Source organism: Pseudomonas fluorescens group sp., from assembly GCF_020093335.1.
Classification (GTDB): Bacteria; Pseudomonadota; Gammaproteobacteria; order Pseudomonadales; family Pseudomonadaceae; genus Aquipseudomonas; species Aquipseudomonas petroselini.
In genome coordinates this window covers 72,684-89,137 of record NZ_JAIOKW010000004.1, presented here as the reverse complement: position 1 = coordinate 89,137, position 16,454 = coordinate 72,684, and the positions used below count along the sequence as shown (strand labels likewise).

The following is a 16,454-nucleotide window of genomic DNA, read 5'->3' as shown; positions in this document are numbered from 1 at the left end:
TAGCAGCGATAGTCAGCCATGATCATCGGAAATGGTAGATCAGACTCCTGGGGGCTGGTTTCCGCCAAGCGAAAAAAAGCCCGCCGGAGCGGGCCTCGTTGTGGGGAGCCAATGAACATAAGCGGCGTTATTGGCACCAAGCACTATCTTTCGTTGCCCACACGCATACAGCTTTCAACATCTTTAAGGGCATGCTACTCATCCCTATCCCAATCTTTTCGGTCCATATCATCCACCCCATCCCAAATCTCCTTGTCAAGTTCATCGAACTGCTCCCTCGCTATAGCCATCTTAACTTTATCCAAGCGCTCCTTGTAAGAACTTAATTGATTTTCCATCTCGGAAAGCTTTCGCGAGTTGATCAATTTTGAATATTTGTCAAAGTGATCCGTATTTTCTTCAGGAGATGTAAGGATTTTGTAATAGTCAAGTAACTCGCTTGCCGTCCGTCGTTTGTTGCCGTGCGCCGCTTTATTTAATATGTGCTTGCGAGCCATGTCATATTTATAAGACTCGTAATCTTCAAAGTTAAGATATACAGAGTTTCCATTTTCATCAATAAATACGCGCGGTACAGTGCCAAGAGGATTGGTGATGGTGGATGCAGTACGCTCCTGAATTCCGAGTATGTTCTTTTCGTATGCGTCTTCGATTGAACTTTGATGTATCTTACTATTCAAAAATCCTTTACTTTCCTCTAAAAACTCAGAGGTCGTATACATGTGGAAAAATTCAACTCCCTTTATTTTATATATCTCAGACTTCAAGCCCTCATGAGGTCCAATTATTTTTTTTCCTCCAGAGTCTATTATGTTCCACCAATCTTTTTTCGCGTCGTCTGTAACAAATATTACGCTTGAGATATCGGGCTCTGCTGCCTTTATCAACAACTGCTTCCACATTATTAAATCGCCGAACTTTCTTTGATAGCTTAAGTCACCATGCTGGAATATTGCATCCTCCAGATCTCCCTTACCTTTATTCCTATCTTCGAATCCAGGCGGGATTTTTTTTTCGTAACGCAACTCGCCATCTTTATAGAGGTCATCTAGCCATTGTTGATTTTCAGGTTGAGGACCGATCTTTCCCTTTGTTATCTCATGAATTTGATCTAGGATCAAATCCATAGACCTCACATCCGGCTGTCGCTTATTCCAGTCTGAAACTTTACCCTTGCATGCCTCAATTTCTTTGCCTATGTTTCTGATTAAGTCCTGAAGGTGAGCATCAAGTTCAGGATCTTTTTTCCACATGGCATAAGCCTGAAGTTCAGTATTGATTTCATTTGGAATTTTCTCGAGAATATTTTCAATATCTCTAAAAACCTTCTTTTCATTTTTAATAACACTTAGTCGCCGTCGATGGTACTCCAGACCAACTTGATAAGGAATCCAGATTTTATCCCTTATGCCATTTGCAACGTAAAAAAAATCTTTTCTTGTTTGGTCGGCATATCCGTATAAATTTAGAAAAACATTTGTATCAAATACAAATAATGTATTTTTGCTTTGCCAGGCACTCTTTAGAATGTCTTCACTTGGATTTATAAAACTACTGAATAGATCCTTCAAAACCAAACTCCATGAAATAATGTCTAAATATAGATCTTCTTTAAGGTTCGGAAGATCTGCATCAATTTAATTAATTAACATCGAAAAATCCACAAAAATATTTGGCCGTCAAATCCGCACCTTTAGTGAACAAGATACCGTCGCTATCTGTACCGGCATGGCCGGACGGTGGTGAAGGAGAGGTTCGAACGCCCGATGCGTGTGGAAGCTCTATCTGCCTTAACGCTATACATATTTATGGGACATCATGCTTCTTCAGCCTGGCTATGCCTTGTTTGATGTGACCTGCATTCTCACCAAGCGTGTTAAGAGAGCCACGGACGTTCCCACCAGTTGTCAATTTGCCACGTTCTTCTACCCATAACACCAGCTCCATTATTGCCGCTTCTAACGCCAGTTGGTTCTCGTACATCCTTTCCAGGACATCCGCCAGTGAGTATTCGCTCGCCATCAATATTCCCCAGGTCCGTAAAGGTTGAAGCATAGCAGCGGATATGCGTGGTGCTGATGGAGGGAAGAGCCGTCGTGCCTGGCAAGGAGGTGGTACAAAAGTGGTACGTGGCTTTTTATGGTTCGCTACAACGCACGTATCATAGGGTCTGTGGAATCAGTAGTTCCAATCCATCACCGAAAAGGCCGATATTTTTCGCTCGTGACCGGCGGCAGTCGGCCAACAGTAGTGGATAGGATTCGTCTAAGAAACCCGATACAAATGACTGGTCAGGATGCACCGTGAGAGAAGTTCTAGGGTCGCATTAAACGCCTTCTATTTTGGCTTGGATTTATTTTTCACCTGTGCGCGGCTATACCGCAGCACAAGTGGAATATTTTTTTGGATCGCAGTTCGTGCTTTTTGCTATCGATTACGAGTTCATAATTATGAGTTTTTACACTAATCCGAAAATAGCTGATATTTTTTGATGACCTCAAGCCATTGTGCTCCCCAAGGTATAGCGTTTTGGCCTTCAGGGCTTTTCACTGCCAGTGCTACAGCTGCGTCCAAGTTTGACTGGGGAAGCCCATTTTCATCTCTGAAGATAGTATTTCCAAAGTCCGAAATTACTGATTTTGTCACTTCCTTTGTGCTTTCGATTAGATCGTGAAGATCTTGCAGCTTTTTATAGTTAAGAGATTTCAGTGCGTCGACTACTACACCGACAACGGCACCGCCTGGGTCTTGCTCAGGGAATGCCCATTTTAAATATTCAACGAAACTATCAATGTTTAGTTCGTTATCTAAAAACTCTTTTGGCTTGCTAGAGCTTTCTCTAACTGAGTGCAGATAGGTGTCGCGCTGATCTCGGATTGATTCAAACTGGTCGTCTACAGTCTCAAATAGGCCGGCCAGACCATTTAGCTTTCTCAGTAGTTTCGACGGTATTTGTGATTCTTTTTTATATGCCATGTGGTGCTGAATGATCGCCCAGGCGTCTTGCACAACTGTGCGCACCTGAATCTCGCAAGCGAAATTTTTCAGGTCATCGTATCTAGCTCCTGATGAGCTTTTTCCTAGTTTGACTATGAAGTGGAGAGCGCCGTATCCAAATTGATTTACTTCAAGTTCGGCTAATTTATTTACCGTTTCAACTATGGTGAATTCGGCCCTGATAATTTTTTCTACTTTTTCAAGGTCTCCACTATATAGACAAACTACACGTGCACCTGCAAGGTCGGTGAGATCTTTTAGAGGGTTTCCGTAGCTTTTACGTTGCAATTTTTCTAAAAAACTATTGAGTGACTTTGCCCTCGATCCGATGAATGAAGTTTCTATGCCTTCATGTGATATTTTCTTTTTTAGTATGTATTCTACTTCAGCACAAAGTTGCTCGTATTCGTGACGTACATTTAAAAAATTGCGTATAGTGTCTGGATCGTTTTTCCAAATGTCGTCAGTTGTAACTGCGTTTTTCCTTGTTAATGTCACCAGAGGTTTTGAAGTGGCTTTCACAAAGCAGTCCCTTTTGGTTGCGTAAGGTCAATTCTGAATTTTTAGAAAACTAAACGGTTTACTATTTTAATACCAGCGGTTGCAAAATAGGTAGCTGATCCTGAGTAAAAGGGGCGACGAAAGGGTGAATGATGAGGTGTGAATGGCCCTTGATTTTGCAGGCGCTCAATTGCCGCTTTTGGCCGTGAGCAGCCCTTTACGAAGACCACCTCACAATCAGGGGACCAAAGCAATTCAGTGTCCATACATGTTTATCGATCAATACTTGGATGTCGATGTGGGGACCAAGCGCCACTAGCCGCTATCCATTCATTTCCTTTCTTCGTTAGCGTTACTTCCCCGTTTGAACTAGCTAGGTACCCCCAGTCTAGAAGATCCAGTTCCATATCGTTCTTGTGTAGGGCCACCGTTAACCCACCAACTCGACGCAGCTGCTCCGCATGATCAAAACCCAAGCTTGGCGGCTCTGGATTTGGTTTTCTAGGAGTGACGATAGGGGCTGGTGGAACCGCCGCAGCCTGAGTTGGGACTGAATTTTTCCGTGGAAAAAATCTTTTAAAATATCGCAAAAAATCCATTGCTGGCACTCGCTGTTGTTGTCTGTAACTGTATATCGACCTTTCATAAGAAATATTTAATGCCTGATCTTGATGTGCTGGCGCAGGAAAGCGTACTCCCCCACCAATCCGGAGCTGCCCCGAGGTGTCAATGACAAAGTCGTCCTGAACACCCTGGAGTGCCGTTTGCAGCCCCTCGTAACAGGCTAACCGAGGCGGTGAATTGCCCCCTGGTTCTGTAGACGCGAATGAATGGCAGCTATTGGCCGATTGTGTTGAAAAAGTCGGTTTGCCCAAAACGATTGAATGCTGATGGGTGAAAAGCCCCCTTTTGCACGCTGCTACGTGAAATCCGAGTCCTGAGCCAACCGCAATCAATCAGGTCTGGTGCGGCGACGTTACCAGCCTGATGGTTGGGAAACGCTGGTATCACTTAGCAGCGGTCATTGATCTGTTCGCCCGCCGAATCGTTGGCTGGGCGTTTTCTCTGATCAATGACGCCAACCTGGTTAGCAGAGCGCTGAGAATGGCGGCGGAGGTTCGAGGCAAACATGCAGGCTTGATGTTTCATTCGGATCAAGGCTGCCAATACACCAGCCAGCTCTTTCAGTCCGCACTGCTGGAGCATGGGATAACGCAAAGCATGAGCCGTAGGGGGCAGTGCTGGGACAACGCGCCAACAGAGCGTTTCTTCGGGACACTCAAATCAGAGTGGGTGCCCACCAAGGGCTACACGACAGTTGAAGAAGCCAGGCAGGATATGACCAGCTTCTTCATGCGATACAACCGAATCAGGCTCCACAGCTACAACAACTACCTGTCGCCAATAGCAATGGAGCAGCAGGCCGCTTAATTACCGTAGTCGGTGTCCGGAAAAACTTGACCAGAACACGCCCGCGCCTCCAGTCCACAGGGAACTGAAAACATGATCTCAAACCTCGCCAAAGCCATGATGATCGCCGGCACATTGCTCTTGGGCGCTTGCTCGTCGAGTTCGTCGAACGTGAACAGCGACCCGTGCTTTTCGGGCGGATGCCAGGCGTTTGGTGACCATAGCCCCAGCAAAGCCGCCAAGATGAATTTTGGCGGCAGTGGGCTTGGCAGTAGTTATGGTGACTATGGTTCGGGATTACTGCACGACGATTGAGGTCGCGATGGGGTTACTGCGCAGCCCAGCGGGAGCAAGCTCCCTCGCCACTGGGGGCTGGGTTAAGCGGTGACGACAGTGCCTTTATGAAAAATCTCGCGTCGGGCACCGGGTTGGCGGATTTTTCCTTCAGTCGAGGAGTGGATGCTGGTGCTCCCTAGCTCGGGAGAGGGATGTGTGTTGCTTTCAGCAAAAATCACCGTGAAAAAAGCCAGACACGGTGCAATAATGGCGCTAGGCCATTATTTTACTTTCTTAAAGTACCCTTGATGAAAACAACATTTTCCGCGAAATTGTTTATTGTTGTTATTGTTTCCCTGCTGGTCTGCGTTGTTTGTTTCCTGACTGAAGAACTCCTATAGCGTCGAGGGTGCTCAGTTCGACTGTTTGTATTGTCGAATGAAGAACCTGCCGAGTACAAAAATACTGCCGAGCACCAACCCTAAAAAGGCGCCTAGAAAAGCGAATTTTTTGGTGGTTTTTTGGGTGGAGGTTTGTATTTCATCAAGGGTGTTAAATGCTTTTAACGTATTCCCTGCTGCCAATGCCGGTAAGTTAAGCGCAATAGCTTCGGTATTGGCGGTCTCCATTGCGGATTTCAGCTGGGCAGACGCCAATGCTGCCGTCTTCGCGGTGGTTGAGGCTATATAAAGTACCGGCTCACTCCCGCCCGATTTAGGGGGGGCGTCTTTGAGGGCAACGGATTTAGCGGCCATGATGCCCATGGCGGAATAGAAAATATCATTCTGTATGGTGCTGTACAGCTTGGTTTCCAATGACAGTGGGCTCGCCTTGGCGGGCGCGTCCTTTTCATTGATTTCTTTATATAAGCTGTAGAGGGATGGCTTAGTGATGTAAGTGCTGGCAGTCCATTGTTCAGGCGAGGTCGCAGAGAGCGTCAATGCGGCAACCGCGCCCACCACGGTGGTTGCAATAATCGTTATCTTGCTATTCCACAGTGTCTGAATAAGCGGAATCAAATCTATTTCATCATCATGGGGACGGGCGTTTGAATTCGTTGGACTGCTCACGAAAAATTCCTTTATTTGCGTTCCCAAATTGTAGAGAAAAAAACACAATGCGCCACGTAAAAGTACGCTTCGTATTAGATGCGAATAGTTCTTGTATAGTGTGTTCGGCGGGCCTCTACACTCAGAGTCGCGCCGACTCAGTACGCCAGTCTTAGGATCATTTCTACGGCACAATCGTTCATAGGCCAGTAGCTCATTGCCCGCCGTGCATCCGACGAGCGATGAGGTAAACCCCGAGCCCGACCAGCGCCGTGACCGCACCGATATAACCGGTACTCGTCCATCCCAACCCCGCCGTAATCGCCATCCCGCCAAACCACGGCCCCAACGCATTCGCCAGGTTAAACGCCGCATGGTTGGACGCCGCCGCCAGGCTCGGTGCTTCGTGGGCAATATCCATCAGGCGGATTTGCAACGGCGCAGCCAACGACACCATGGTGCCGACCAGGCCCATGCTCAGCAGTACGCCCCATAGCGAGGACGCGGCGAAGGGGAAGAACAGCAACACGGCGATCGACCACACCAATATCAGGCCCACCGCACGAAACTGCATGCGATCAAACAGTTTGCCGCCCGCGATGTTGCCGATAATCCCACCCACGCCAAACGCGGCCAGGCCAAACGGAATCCATTGCGGCGATACCTTGGTCACTTCGAGCATGGTCGGCGCCAGGTAGCTGAACACGCAGAACATCCCGGCAAACCCAATCGCACCGATCGACAATGCCATCCACACCTGAGGCTTGGTGAAGGCGCGCAGTTCTTTGCGCGGGTCGCTGCGTTGTTCGTCGTGGCGGTGCGGCACGAACTGCCAGACCAGGGCGATGGTGCACAGGGCGATCACGCTCACCAACGCAAACGCCGAGCGCCAGCCCAGGTGTTGGCCGAGGAAGGTGGCGATGGGGTTGCCGAGCAGCATGGCCAGGGTCAGGCCCAGCATGACGCGGGCCACGGCGCCGGCGCGTTTGTCGTTGGGCACCATGCTGGACGCCACTACCGCGGCAATCCCGAAATAAGCACCGTGGGGCAGGCCGCTGATAAAGCGGAAGGCCACCAGCGAACCAAAGGTGGGCGTAAACGCGGTCGCCAGGTTACCCAGGGCGTACAGCCCCATGAGCAACAGCAGCATGTGTTTGCGCAGCAGCTTGGCGCCAAGGATGGCCAGCAACGGCGCGCCGACCATCACGCCGAGTGCGTAGGCGCTGATGGCGTGGCCGACCTGGGGTTCGCTTAAACCCAGGTTCTGGGCGATGTCGGGCATCAGGCCCATGATGGCGAATTCGCCAGTACCGATAGCGAAAGCGCCCACGGCCATGGCCGCTTCCATTTTGGCGGCACTGCGCGCGGGCAGCACGTGCCCGGGAGTTTGGTGGATAGACATGGATCGCTCTGTTGGAATGAATAACACGAAAGACCGCCGCGGATGCTACGCACGCCGCGGCGAACCTGTCTAGAACAGCGTTTGGCGGCAGAGTTCAATGGCGCTTTGAGATCCGTCTTATTCTCCCGCCCCCTTGTGCTCCGTAGGCTTGCGGTGATGAAACTCAAACATTTCCTGCAACCCCTCGACGCCACTTTCTCCACGCCCAAGGCCGCCCGCAAGCTGCTGCGCCTGTTCGCCCTGGCGTTGGTGTTGGGCGTGTATGCGGGCGCCTACAGCTATTTGCGCGCTGCGTTCAGCGAGGAGATTTCGTTGCGGCGCAGTTATATGAATGAGGCGATTTCCGATGCGCAGAGTTTTTTTGTCAGCCGCCAAACGCTGTTGAAAAGCCTCGGCCTGTCCACCGTGCGGCATGTAACGCCGCCCGTGGGCAACCTCAATAACGTGCCCGCCGAGGAAGTGCATATCACCCTGGGGGAGGCGGGCAATATCTGGAGCCTGTGGCTGACCCGACGCCTGCTCGACTACCTGGAGGCGAACCAGGTCAACCTGATTTATGTGGCCCAGCGTGCCGAGCCTGGCGTGGAGCGCCTGTTCACCGTCGGCCCGGCACCGGAGGCGGTGCCGGAGACGGTGTTGCAGCGGCTGATGGCGGTCGATACCGGCAAGGTCTCGGTCAGCGACGAGCTGTGGCTCACCGAGCAAAGCCGGCTGGATTCGCCGCTGTATATTTTTACCCGCCTGGATGACCGCAGCCCCACCTCGGGTTGGCTCGGCCTGGAGGTCGGTGGGCCGGACCTGATCAACGCCCTGCAGCATGAAAAGGCTGGCGACTTCATGTTGCTCGACGCCGCAGGCCAGCTGATTTTCAGCAGCACGCCCGATCAACCAGCGGCGGCGCAGGTGCTGCGCCAGTATCATTCCACGGCCAGTTTCGGCTGGGAGGGCAGTCGCTGGTTGCCGGACCGCTTGGCCATCCGCAAACACCTGGGCTATTCCCAATGGCAGATCGTTTACAGCCTGGAGCTGAGTTCGTTGCTGCCCAGCCTGGCGTTGCCGCTGCTGGTGTGCCTGCTGCTGTGCGCACTGGCGAGCCTGTTGATGATGCGGCTGGTGCGACGTATCGATCAGCGGCTGATCATCCCGGCGGCCAATCGCATCGAAGCCTTGGTAGAAAGCGAGGCGTTCAGCAGCGCAGTCATTCGTATCGCGCCGGTGGCCTTGTGCGTATTGCGCCGCAGTGACGGCGAAGTGGTGCTGGAGAATCCCTTGTCGCGCCAATGGCTGGGCAACGGGCAGGAGCGCCAGCAGTTGTGCCACGACTGGATTCGCCGGGCCTTTCACGCCTGCGAGCAAAGCAACACCGACGAGCTGCAAATAGCCGACGGTCGCCACTTGTTCCTGAGCTTCGCACCCATCCGATATCAACGTGAAGAAGTGTTGATCTGCGCGTTCAGCGATATCACCGAGCGCAAACAGGTGGAGCTGGCCTTGCAGCAGGCGCGTACCTTGGCGGATGCGGCCAATGAGGCCAAGACGTTGTTCCTGGCGACCATGAGCCATGAAATCCGCACCCCCCTTTACGGGGTGTTGGGCACCCTGGAATTGCTCGCCCGCACCGACCTCAACAGCCAGCAGCGCGGCTACCTGAATGCCATCGAAGGCTCGTCGGCGAACTTGCTGCAACTGATCTGTGATGTGCTGGATGTGTCGAAAATCGAGGCAGGGCAACTGTCCCTCGAACTCAGCGTATTTTCCCCGCTGGAGCTGGTGCAGGAGGTGATTCAAGGCTACGCGGGCGCCGCCCAGAGCAAGGGCTTGCAGCTGTTTGCCTGCCTCGACCCGCAACTGCCCGACCAGGTGCGCGGCGATGTCACGCGTATCCGCCAGATCCTCAATAACCTGCTCAACAATGCGCTCAAGTTCACCGAGAGCGGGCGCATCGTATTGCGCTTGCGCCTGGAGAGCCGCGAAGGCGAACGTGCGAGGTTGCAGTGGCAAGTGGTCGACACCGGCAAGGGCATTGCGGCGCATGACCAGCAGTACCTGTTTGAACCGTTCTTCCAGGCCAGCGGCAATGCCAACGTGGTGGCGGGCACCGGCTTGGGCCTGTCGATCTGCAAGCGCCTGGTGCACTTGATGAACGGTACGCTGCGGGTGGTCAGCGAGCCTGGCCTGGGCAGCAGTTTTACCTTCACCTTGCCATTGGAGCAGGTTACCGCCCACGAGGATGAACCCTGGGCGCTGCCGTTGCAGGGCGAGCGCGTCTACGTGGTGTCGCCGGTGCGTGAGCTGGCCGAGAGCATCGGCGGCTGGCTGCGGCGCTGGGGCGCGCGGGCGCAATTGGGCCTGCCCGAATCGGTCGAGGCCGACCCTGGCGCGGTGCTGGTAGAGCTTTACCCTGGCCAGGTTGAGCCCGGCCATCGGCTGCGCTGGTGTGGCCCACGGGTGACGGCGGCCGCCGATGAGCATGGGGTTTATCAGGGCCCCGGCGCGTGCTGGCAGATCGGCCTGAACAACCTGCATGCGCTTAACCGTGCGGTCAGCCGTGCCCAAGGCGTCGAGGAAGCGTTGTCGCAGGTGCCCAGCGAAGCACCGGCCAAGCTCAACCTGAACCTGCGTTTGCTGGTGGCTGAAGACAACCTGATCAACCAGCTGATCCTGCGCGATCAACTCGAAGAACTCGGCTGCAGTGTGGTGCTGGCGGGTGATGGCATTGAGGCGCTGTCGCTGTGGGGCGAAACCGCGTTCGACATGATCCTCACCGACGTCAACATGCCGCGCATGAACGGCTACGAACTCACCGAGCAACTGCGCCGCCTCGGGTGCGCGCTGCCGATCATCGGTGCCACCGCCAACGCGATGCTCGATGAAGCCGAGCGCTGCCTCAGCGCGGGCATGGACCATTGCCTGGTCAAGCCCTTCACCCTGCGCGCGCTGTATCAATGCCTGCAGCGCTACCAAAGGAGCGTGCTGTGAGTGCCTACCGCGTGCTCATCGTGGAGGACCATCCCTTTCAGCATGAGTACTTGATCAACGTGTTCCAGGCCATCGGCGGCTTTGACGTCGACGTGGTCTGGGACGGCGCCAGCGCTTTGCAGCGCCTGGCCCGCCAGCGCTATGACCTGTTGCTAAGCGACCTGATGATGCCGGGGATGGACGGCGTGCAGTTGATCCAGCAACTGGCGCGCCTGCAAGCCCCGCCGGCCCTGGCGCTGATGAGCGTGGCGTCACGGCGCATGCTGGTCGGCGCCGGGCAGGTGGCGGGGAACCTGGGCCTGACCGTGGCCGGGCTGATCTCCAAGCCGGTGCGTGAGCCGCAGGTGCGCACCCTGCGCGATTGCCTCGACAAACTCGCCGAGCAGGCCCGCGCGCCGTGCTGCCATCGCGGTCTCAGCCTGGCGCGGGAGAACCTGGTGCGCGCCTTGGGCAACGGCGAAATCCAGGCCTGGTTCCAACCCAAGAAATCACTGCACGACGGGCGCATCGTCGGCGCCGAAGCCTTGGCGCGCTGGGTGCACCCGGTGGAAGGGCTGCTGCTGCCAGGCGAGTTCCTCGGTGAAATCGAGCGCCTCGGCCTGGAAACCCGACTGTTGACCTGCATCCTCGCCCAAACCCTGACCGCCCAGGCCCAGTGGGCGCAACTCGGTTATCGGCTGCCGGTGTCGATCAACCTGCCCACCCACCTGCTCGACGAATGCGACCTGGTCGACCGCCTGCTGGCCCAGGTCCAGCAGGACGATGCCGAGCCGCGACAAATCACCTTCGAGCTGATGGAAAGCTCCACCACACAGTTGCCCAGCAACTACTACGCTGGAGCATGCCGCCTGCGCATGATGGGCTTTGGCCTGGCACAGGACGATTTCGGCAAGGGTTTCAGTTCCTACTTCAACCTGGTCTCCACGCCGTTCAACGAAGTGAAGATCGACCGTTCCCTGGTGCATGGCTGCGCCGAGAACGAGAGCCTGGCCTCGGCGTTGCAGAGCATCGTCGAGCTGGGCCGCAAACTGGGGCTGACCACCATTGCCGAAGGCGCCGAGACCCAGGCGGAGTTGGCGGTGTTGCGGCGTATTCGCTGCGACCAGGTGCAAGGCTTCCTGATCTCGCAAGGCGTGACGGCGGATAAATTCAGTGCGTTACTGATCGAAGATGGCCCTGCGCCAGCACTTCTCTGAGCTGCCGGGGTCACACAGTCAAGAAGCCCGAAGGAAGGGTCGCCCGGTGCGCCGGGCGTTATTGGCCAATGCCGGGAGCGTTGCATAGGCCCCACGTCCTGATTCAGGCTTTTTCGGTACTGACGATGAAACATGCAAGTCTGCGCCTGGACAAACTGGCGCAAAGCTCCCAGCGCCTGAATACCGCCCTGTTGCTGCTCACCGGGCTGGCGTTGTTGCTGTCCAGCAGTTGCTACTGGGCGGTGTCGCGGTTGCTGGATGCGGAGCAGGAAAAGGTCGCGTTCCACTTCGCCCGCGTGGTGGAAATCATCCATGAACACGAGGCGTTCCTGCGCAATGTGGCCACCGGCTACAGCCGCAGCCATGCACCACCGCTGCCTTCCGTGCAATCCACCGACGTGGTGGAGTTGCAGCGCGACGCCGGGCAAGTGGTGTTGCAGGCCAAGGGTTTTGCCTTGTCGTTGCCGTTCACCTTGTCCCACGCGGCCGGGTTTACGGCGGAGGACACGCGCCGCGCGCTGGCATTTGGGGTGCAATTGAGCGACTACTACGGCGGCTATTGGGCCAGCTCGTTTTATGCCTCGCCGCAGCTGTTTGTGTTTACCCCCAATGACGAAGCCAGCCTGGCCGTGCCCGGCATTGGCGGCCTGCGCCAGCACCGGCCATTGTTGCGTGAGCAGTACCGTGGCGTGGTGAGCCGCTTGCACCAGTTGCAGCAAAGCCAAAGCCTGCTGCTCACCGACAGCCGCGTGCGTTGGGTGCGTGCGCCGTTGCAGCTGTATAAGAACAGCCGCAGCGTGGTGGCGATGATCGGCCTCGATGCGCCCGCCGCCCTCCTGCCTGCCAATCAACCGCAGGGAATGCTCACCTTGGCGGCGGTGGTGGATACCTCGCAGGTCGATGAGTTCGAGCGGGTGCTGCAATTGTCGGTGTACAACCAGTTCACGCTGATTTCGCCCCAGGGCGATGTGCTGCTCGGCAGCCTCGGCGATGAGCAGATGGCGCCCCTGGGCCTGAGCTTCAACAGCCAGGGCTTGCGCTTCAAGATGCTCAGCGAAGGCGGCGAACATTGGACCGGCTTGTACGCGATCAGCTATCAGGATTTCCTGCGCTACGCCAAGTGGCCGCTGCTGGGCCTGGGCCTGACGTTTCTGGCTGCGGTGCTGTTGGGCTGGTGGATTAACCATTGGTACAAGACCCGCATCGTCATCCCGGCCCAGCGTGCCCAGGAACGCCTGTTCGAGAGCGAAGCCTTCAACCGCATCATGCTGCACAACGCCCCGGCGGGTCTGTGCGTGGTGCGGCGCAGCGACTGCCAGTTGCTGCTGGAAAACCAGCGCGCCCTGCAACTGGGCGGCACCGCGCAACTGGTGGAGGCCCTCAGGGCCAACGACGGCCCCGACACCCCCGGCGAGATGTGCCTGGCAGTGCAGGGGCGCTACTTGCAAGTCGTGGTGGTGGCCGCGCGTTACGAGGGCGAGGACGTGTTCCTCTGCGGCTGCAACGACATCACTCGGCACGTGGATGAAACCCTGCAGCTGGACCAGGCCCGCCAGGAAGCCACTGCGGCCAATGAGGCCAAGACGGTGTTCCTGGCGACCATGAGCCACGAGATCCGTACGCCGCTGTATGGCGTGCTGGGCAACCTGGAACTGATGGCCCTGACTGACATGAGCGAGCGCCAGCGGCAGTACCTGGAAATCATCCAGGGCTCCTCCACCGTGCTGTTCCAGCTGATCAGCAACGTGCTGGACGTGTCGAAGATCGAGTCCGGGCAAATGGCCGTGGAGGCGGCGCCGTTCAGCCCGCGTCAATTGGTCGAGGAATCGGTGCTGGGCTTCGCCGCCACCGCACGCAACAAAGGCCTGCAGATCGATGCGGAAATCGACCCGCAAGTGCCGCTGCAACTGCTCGGTGATGCGGGGCGTATCCGCCAGATCCTGCATAACCTGCTGGGCAATGCGATCAAGTTCACCGAGTCGGGCCGCGTGCGTTTGCGCCTTACCGTGCAGGCGTTACTCGAGGATGAAGTTGCCCTGCAATGGCAGGTCACCGACACCGGCGTGGGCATTCCGGATAAGGCCCTGGAGCAGTTGTTCAAACCCTTCTATCAAGTGGCGGGCGGCCAGGACGGTAATGGCGCGGGCCTGGGCTTGTCGATCTGTTCGCGCCTGAGCGAATTGATGGGCGGCACCATGCGTGTGGTCAGTGAGCCAGGCCTGGGCAGCAGTTTCTCGTTGTTTATCACCTTGCCGATCCTTAGCAGCGCCGAGTCGGTCGCTGGCCCGATGCTGGCAGAACCTTGCCTGGATGCGCCGTGCCTGAACGTGCGTGTGCTGGTGGCCGAAGACAACCCGGTCAGCCAGGCCGTGTTGCAGGAGCAGCTCGAAGCCCTCGGCGCCCAGGCCACCGTGGCGCGGGACGGCGAGCATGCGTTGCAGATCTGGGGTTCGCAGCCGTTCGACCTGGTGATCACCGACATCAACATGCCGCGCCTCAACGGCTACGACCTGGCCCGTGCCCTGCGCGAGCAAGGCGTGCAGGTGCCGATCATTGGCGTCACCGCCAACGCCCTGCGTGAAGAGGGCGAGCGCTGCCTGGCGGTGGGCATGAATGCCTGGGTGGTCAAGCCGCTGAGCATGAACATGCTGCGCCAGGCCTTGATGTCGCACTGTCGCCGCGCGACGGCCCTGGCTGTGCCGACGCCAGACCGCGACCGCGAAGGCTGGATCGAGCTGTCGCCGGCCATGCGCCAACTGATGGGCGACACCTTGCTGGCCGACGTGCAGCAGATCGAACAGGGCCTGGTCGCTGGCGATTCGACCCGGGTGCGCCAGCGCCTGCACAGCCTCAACGGCGCGCTCGCCAGCGTGCGTGCCGGGGCTTTATCCAATGCCTGCCAGAAATGGGAAAACACACTGTACGACGGCCCCCTCGACAGCCACGCCACTGCGCAGATCCGCGTGTTGTGCGCACGCCTGACGGCGGTGGCGCAGTGCCTAGTGGCAGAGTCAACCGCTCACAAGGAAGACAAGTAATGCGAGAAATGAACGTTGTGATCGCCGATGACCACCCGATCGTGCTGGTGGGCGTGCGCGAGATCGTGCAGCGCGATGCGCGCTATACCCTGGTGGGCGAGGCGGTCAGTTCCAGCCAGTTGATCGAACAACTGCGCAGCCATCGCCCGCAAGTGTTGATCACCGATTTCAACATGCCCGGCGACGACACCTACGGCGATGGCCTCAAGCTGATCGAGTACATCCTGCGCCACTTCCCCGAGACGCAGGTGCTGGTGCTGACGATGATTTCCAACAGCCTGATCCTCACCCGCTTGCAGGAGCTGGGCGTGGCGGGCGTGATCCAGAAAAACCACCTGCACGGCGAGATCGAAAAAGCTCTCGGCGCGATCAGTGCCCAGCGCAGTTACCGCGCACCGGAGCCCGCCGCGACCTCGGTGGTAGTCAATGCGACCCAGGTGCAGGAGCGCTTCCAGAGCCTGTCGCCGCGGGAGATGGAAGTGCTGCGTTTATTTGTGACGGGCATGAGCGTCAGCGACATTGCGCGGCAGTTGAGCCGCAGCAACAAGACCGTCAGCGCGCAGAAAGTCTCGGCCATGCGCAAGCTGGAGGTGGACAGTGATCAGGCGTTGCTGACCTATTGCATCGAGGCGCGGCAGTTTCAGTAATCAGCGGTACGTCATCTGCATCAACAGGGTAGCGCTGTAGCTGCCAGCTTCAGGCAGCGTGCCCAGGGACACGGGCTTGACGCGCAGGGTCAGTGCCAGCGGTTCGTCCTCTACCGGCCAGGTGCCGGTTTGGCCCAGGCCGATGCCCGACTTGTCGGTCTTGTCACGCAATTGCACCTGCAACCCCAGGGATGGGAGCGTGGTGAGCAACACCGGGTTGACGGTGATAGCCCGGCCCATATTCGCCCACAAACTCAGCTCGACCTGGACGCCCGCCTGACAGTCGAAGACCAGCGGCACGTCGGTGGCGACGGCGCTGTCGTCGGCCAACTGGCTGAGGTTGACCTTGCCCAGATCCACCTGTTGCGTACTCGGAAATCTCGCGGTGCACGGCGGCGCGGTCAGCTTGCCGCTGATGTCGATCTGCGCTTCATCCGCCGCTTGCGCAAGGGCGGTGCCGGCCATGGCCAGCAGTATCCAGGCGAGCGCTTTCATAGGTAATTGAGGGTCATGACCATCGACGAGGTGAACGCGCCGGGCGCCAGCGTGCCGCGTTCGACCAGTTGCGCCTTGAGGCTGATATCCACGTCGCCGCTAAGGTTGGTGTATTGCTTGACGGTGCCATTGAGGTTTGCCGCCGTGTTGTCCGCCCACAGTAACGACACACCGAGGTTATCCGCCGTGGTCTTAGCCACGGTGGAGGTGTAGGTGCCATTGTTGGACGTGAAGCTGACATTGAGCGAAGAACCCGACGAGCACTTCAAGCGCACCGGCACTTGCACAGTGCCGGTGGTCGCCACCTGGTCAGTACGCACGTCGCCAAATGCGGCGGTCAGGGTGGTGCCGGTACTCAAGACGCACGGTGGGCGGGTGAGGGTGCCGCTGACGGTGATATTCACCACGTCGGCAGCGTGAGCGGTGCTGCTGAGCAGCACCAGGGCGAGCAGCGGAGTTTTCAT

General features: G+C 56.7%; 13 protein-coding genes. 6 read left to right on the top strand and 7 right to left on the bottom strand.

The features are described 5' to 3' along the window. Positions 1-194 precede the first annotated feature (194 nt). From K7431_RS06435 to K7431_RS06425, 3 genes are all read right to left on the bottom strand, one after another. A complete protein-coding gene (locus K7431_RS06435) occupies positions 195-1,571 on the bottom strand; it encodes a PIN-like domain-containing protein (protein ID WP_052308631.1) in 1,377 nt (458 codons plus the stop codon). A 235-nt stretch (positions 1,572-1,806) separates the two neighbouring features. Then, positions 1,807-2,022: a hypothetical protein gene (locus K7431_RS06430; protein WP_043204972.1), complete on the bottom strand. Its 216-nt coding sequence runs from the start codon at positions 2,020-2,022 to the stop codon at positions 1,807-1,809. A gap of 441 nt (positions 2,023-2,463) precedes the next feature. Continuing rightward, positions 2,464-3,519 carry a GTP pyrophosphokinase gene (locus K7431_RS06425; RefSeq protein ID WP_012722886.1) on the bottom strand — a complete coding sequence of 352 codons (1,056 nt, stop codon included), beginning with the start codon at positions 3,517-3,519 and terminating at the stop codon, positions 2,464-2,466. A gap of 930 nt (positions 3,520-4,449) precedes the next feature. Here K7431_RS06425 and K7431_RS06420 point away from each other — a divergent pair. Then, entirely contained in the window at positions 4,450-4,929 is a 480-nt protein-coding gene (locus tag K7431_RS06420; RefSeq protein WP_224265936.1) for an IS3 family transposase, read from the top strand. A 72-nt stretch (positions 4,930-5,001) separates the two neighbouring features. Further along, complete coding sequence (locus K7431_RS06415; protein WP_043204973.1) at positions 5,002-5,223, top strand: hypothetical protein; 222 nt, start codon at positions 5,002-5,004, stop codon at positions 5,221-5,223. Between the two features lie 374 nt (positions 5,224-5,597). Here the strand turns inward: K7431_RS06415 and K7431_RS06410 are convergent, their stop codons facing one another. Both K7431_RS06410 and K7431_RS06405 read right to left on the bottom strand, forming a co-directional pair. Next, positions 5,598-6,254 (bottom strand): Wzz/FepE/Etk N-terminal domain-containing protein, encoded by a 657-nt coding sequence (locus tag K7431_RS06410; protein WP_012722888.1) that lies wholly within the window; start codon positions 6,252-6,254, stop codon positions 5,598-5,600. A gap of 193 nt (positions 6,255-6,447) precedes the next feature. After that, positions 6,448-7,635, bottom strand: a complete 1,188-nt coding sequence (locus tag K7431_RS06405) for an MFS transporter (RefSeq protein ID WP_012722889.1) — start codon at positions 7,633-7,635, stop codon at positions 6,448-6,450. Between the two features lie 156 nt (positions 7,636-7,791). Between K7431_RS06405 and K7431_RS06400 the strand changes: the two genes are divergently transcribed. From K7431_RS06400 to K7431_RS06385, 4 genes are all read left to right on the top strand, one after another. After that, positions 7,792-10,614: an ATP-binding protein gene (locus K7431_RS06400; RefSeq protein ID WP_012722890.1), complete on the top strand. Its 2,823-nt coding sequence runs from the start codon at positions 7,792-7,794 to the stop codon at positions 10,612-10,614. Continuing rightward, positions 10,611-11,810, top strand: coding sequence for an EAL domain-containing response regulator (locus K7431_RS06395; RefSeq protein WP_012722891.1), 1,200 nt, complete (start codon positions 10,611-10,613; stop codon positions 11,808-11,810). Before K7431_RS06400 ends, K7431_RS06395 begins: the two co-directional genes overlap by 4 nt. A gap of 125 nt (positions 11,811-11,935) precedes the next feature. Continuing rightward, positions 11,936-14,848, top strand: coding sequence for an ATP-binding protein (locus K7431_RS06390; protein WP_043204974.1), 2,913 nt, complete (start codon positions 11,936-11,938; stop codon positions 14,846-14,848). Beyond that, a complete protein-coding gene (locus K7431_RS06385) occupies positions 14,848-15,495 on the top strand; it encodes a response regulator (RefSeq protein WP_012722893.1) in 648 nt (215 codons plus the stop codon). Before K7431_RS06390 ends, K7431_RS06385 begins: the two co-directional genes overlap by 1 nt. On the opposite strand, the gene K7431_RS06380 is transcribed toward K7431_RS06385, so the two are convergent. Together K7431_RS06380 and K7431_RS06375 are read right to left on the bottom strand one after the other, a co-directional pair. Continuing rightward, positions 15,496-15,990 (bottom strand): fimbrial protein, encoded by a 495-nt coding sequence (locus tag K7431_RS06380; RefSeq protein WP_012722894.1) that lies wholly within the window; start codon positions 15,988-15,990, stop codon positions 15,496-15,498. After that, a complete protein-coding gene (locus K7431_RS06375) occupies positions 15,987-16,454 on the bottom strand; it encodes a fimbrial protein (protein ID WP_012722895.1) in 468 nt (155 codons plus the stop codon). The genes K7431_RS06380 and K7431_RS06375 overlap by 4 nt, the downstream gene beginning before the upstream one ends.

Coding starts and splice junctions, on each gene's coding strand:
- K7431_RS06375 (WP_012722895.1), bottom strand. CDS start 16,454: ATGAAAACTCCGCTGCTCGCCCTGGTGCTGCTCAGCAGCACCGCTCAC.
- K7431_RS06390 (WP_043204974.1), top strand. CDS start 11,936: ATGAAACATGCAAGTCTGCGCCTGGACAAACTGGCGCAAAGCTCCCAG.
- K7431_RS06430 (WP_043204972.1), bottom strand. CDS start 2,022: ATGGCGAGCGAATACTCACTGGCGGATGTCCTGGAAAGGATGTACGAG.
- K7431_RS06385 (WP_012722893.1), top strand. CDS start 14,848: ATGCGAGAAATGAACGTTGTGATCGCCGATGACCACCCGATCGTGCTG.
- K7431_RS06405 (WP_012722889.1), bottom strand. CDS start 7,635: ATGTCTATCCACCAAACTCCCGGGCACGTGCTGCCCGCGCGCAGTGCC.
- K7431_RS06380 (WP_012722894.1), bottom strand. CDS start 15,990: ATGAAAGCGCTCGCCTGGATACTGCTGGCCATGGCCGGCACCGCCCTT.
- K7431_RS06415 (WP_043204973.1), top strand. CDS start 5,002: ATGATCTCAAACCTCGCCAAAGCCATGATGATCGCCGGCACATTGCTC.
- K7431_RS06400 (WP_012722890.1), top strand. CDS start 7,792: ATGAAACTCAAACATTTCCTGCAACCCCTCGACGCCACTTTCTCCACG.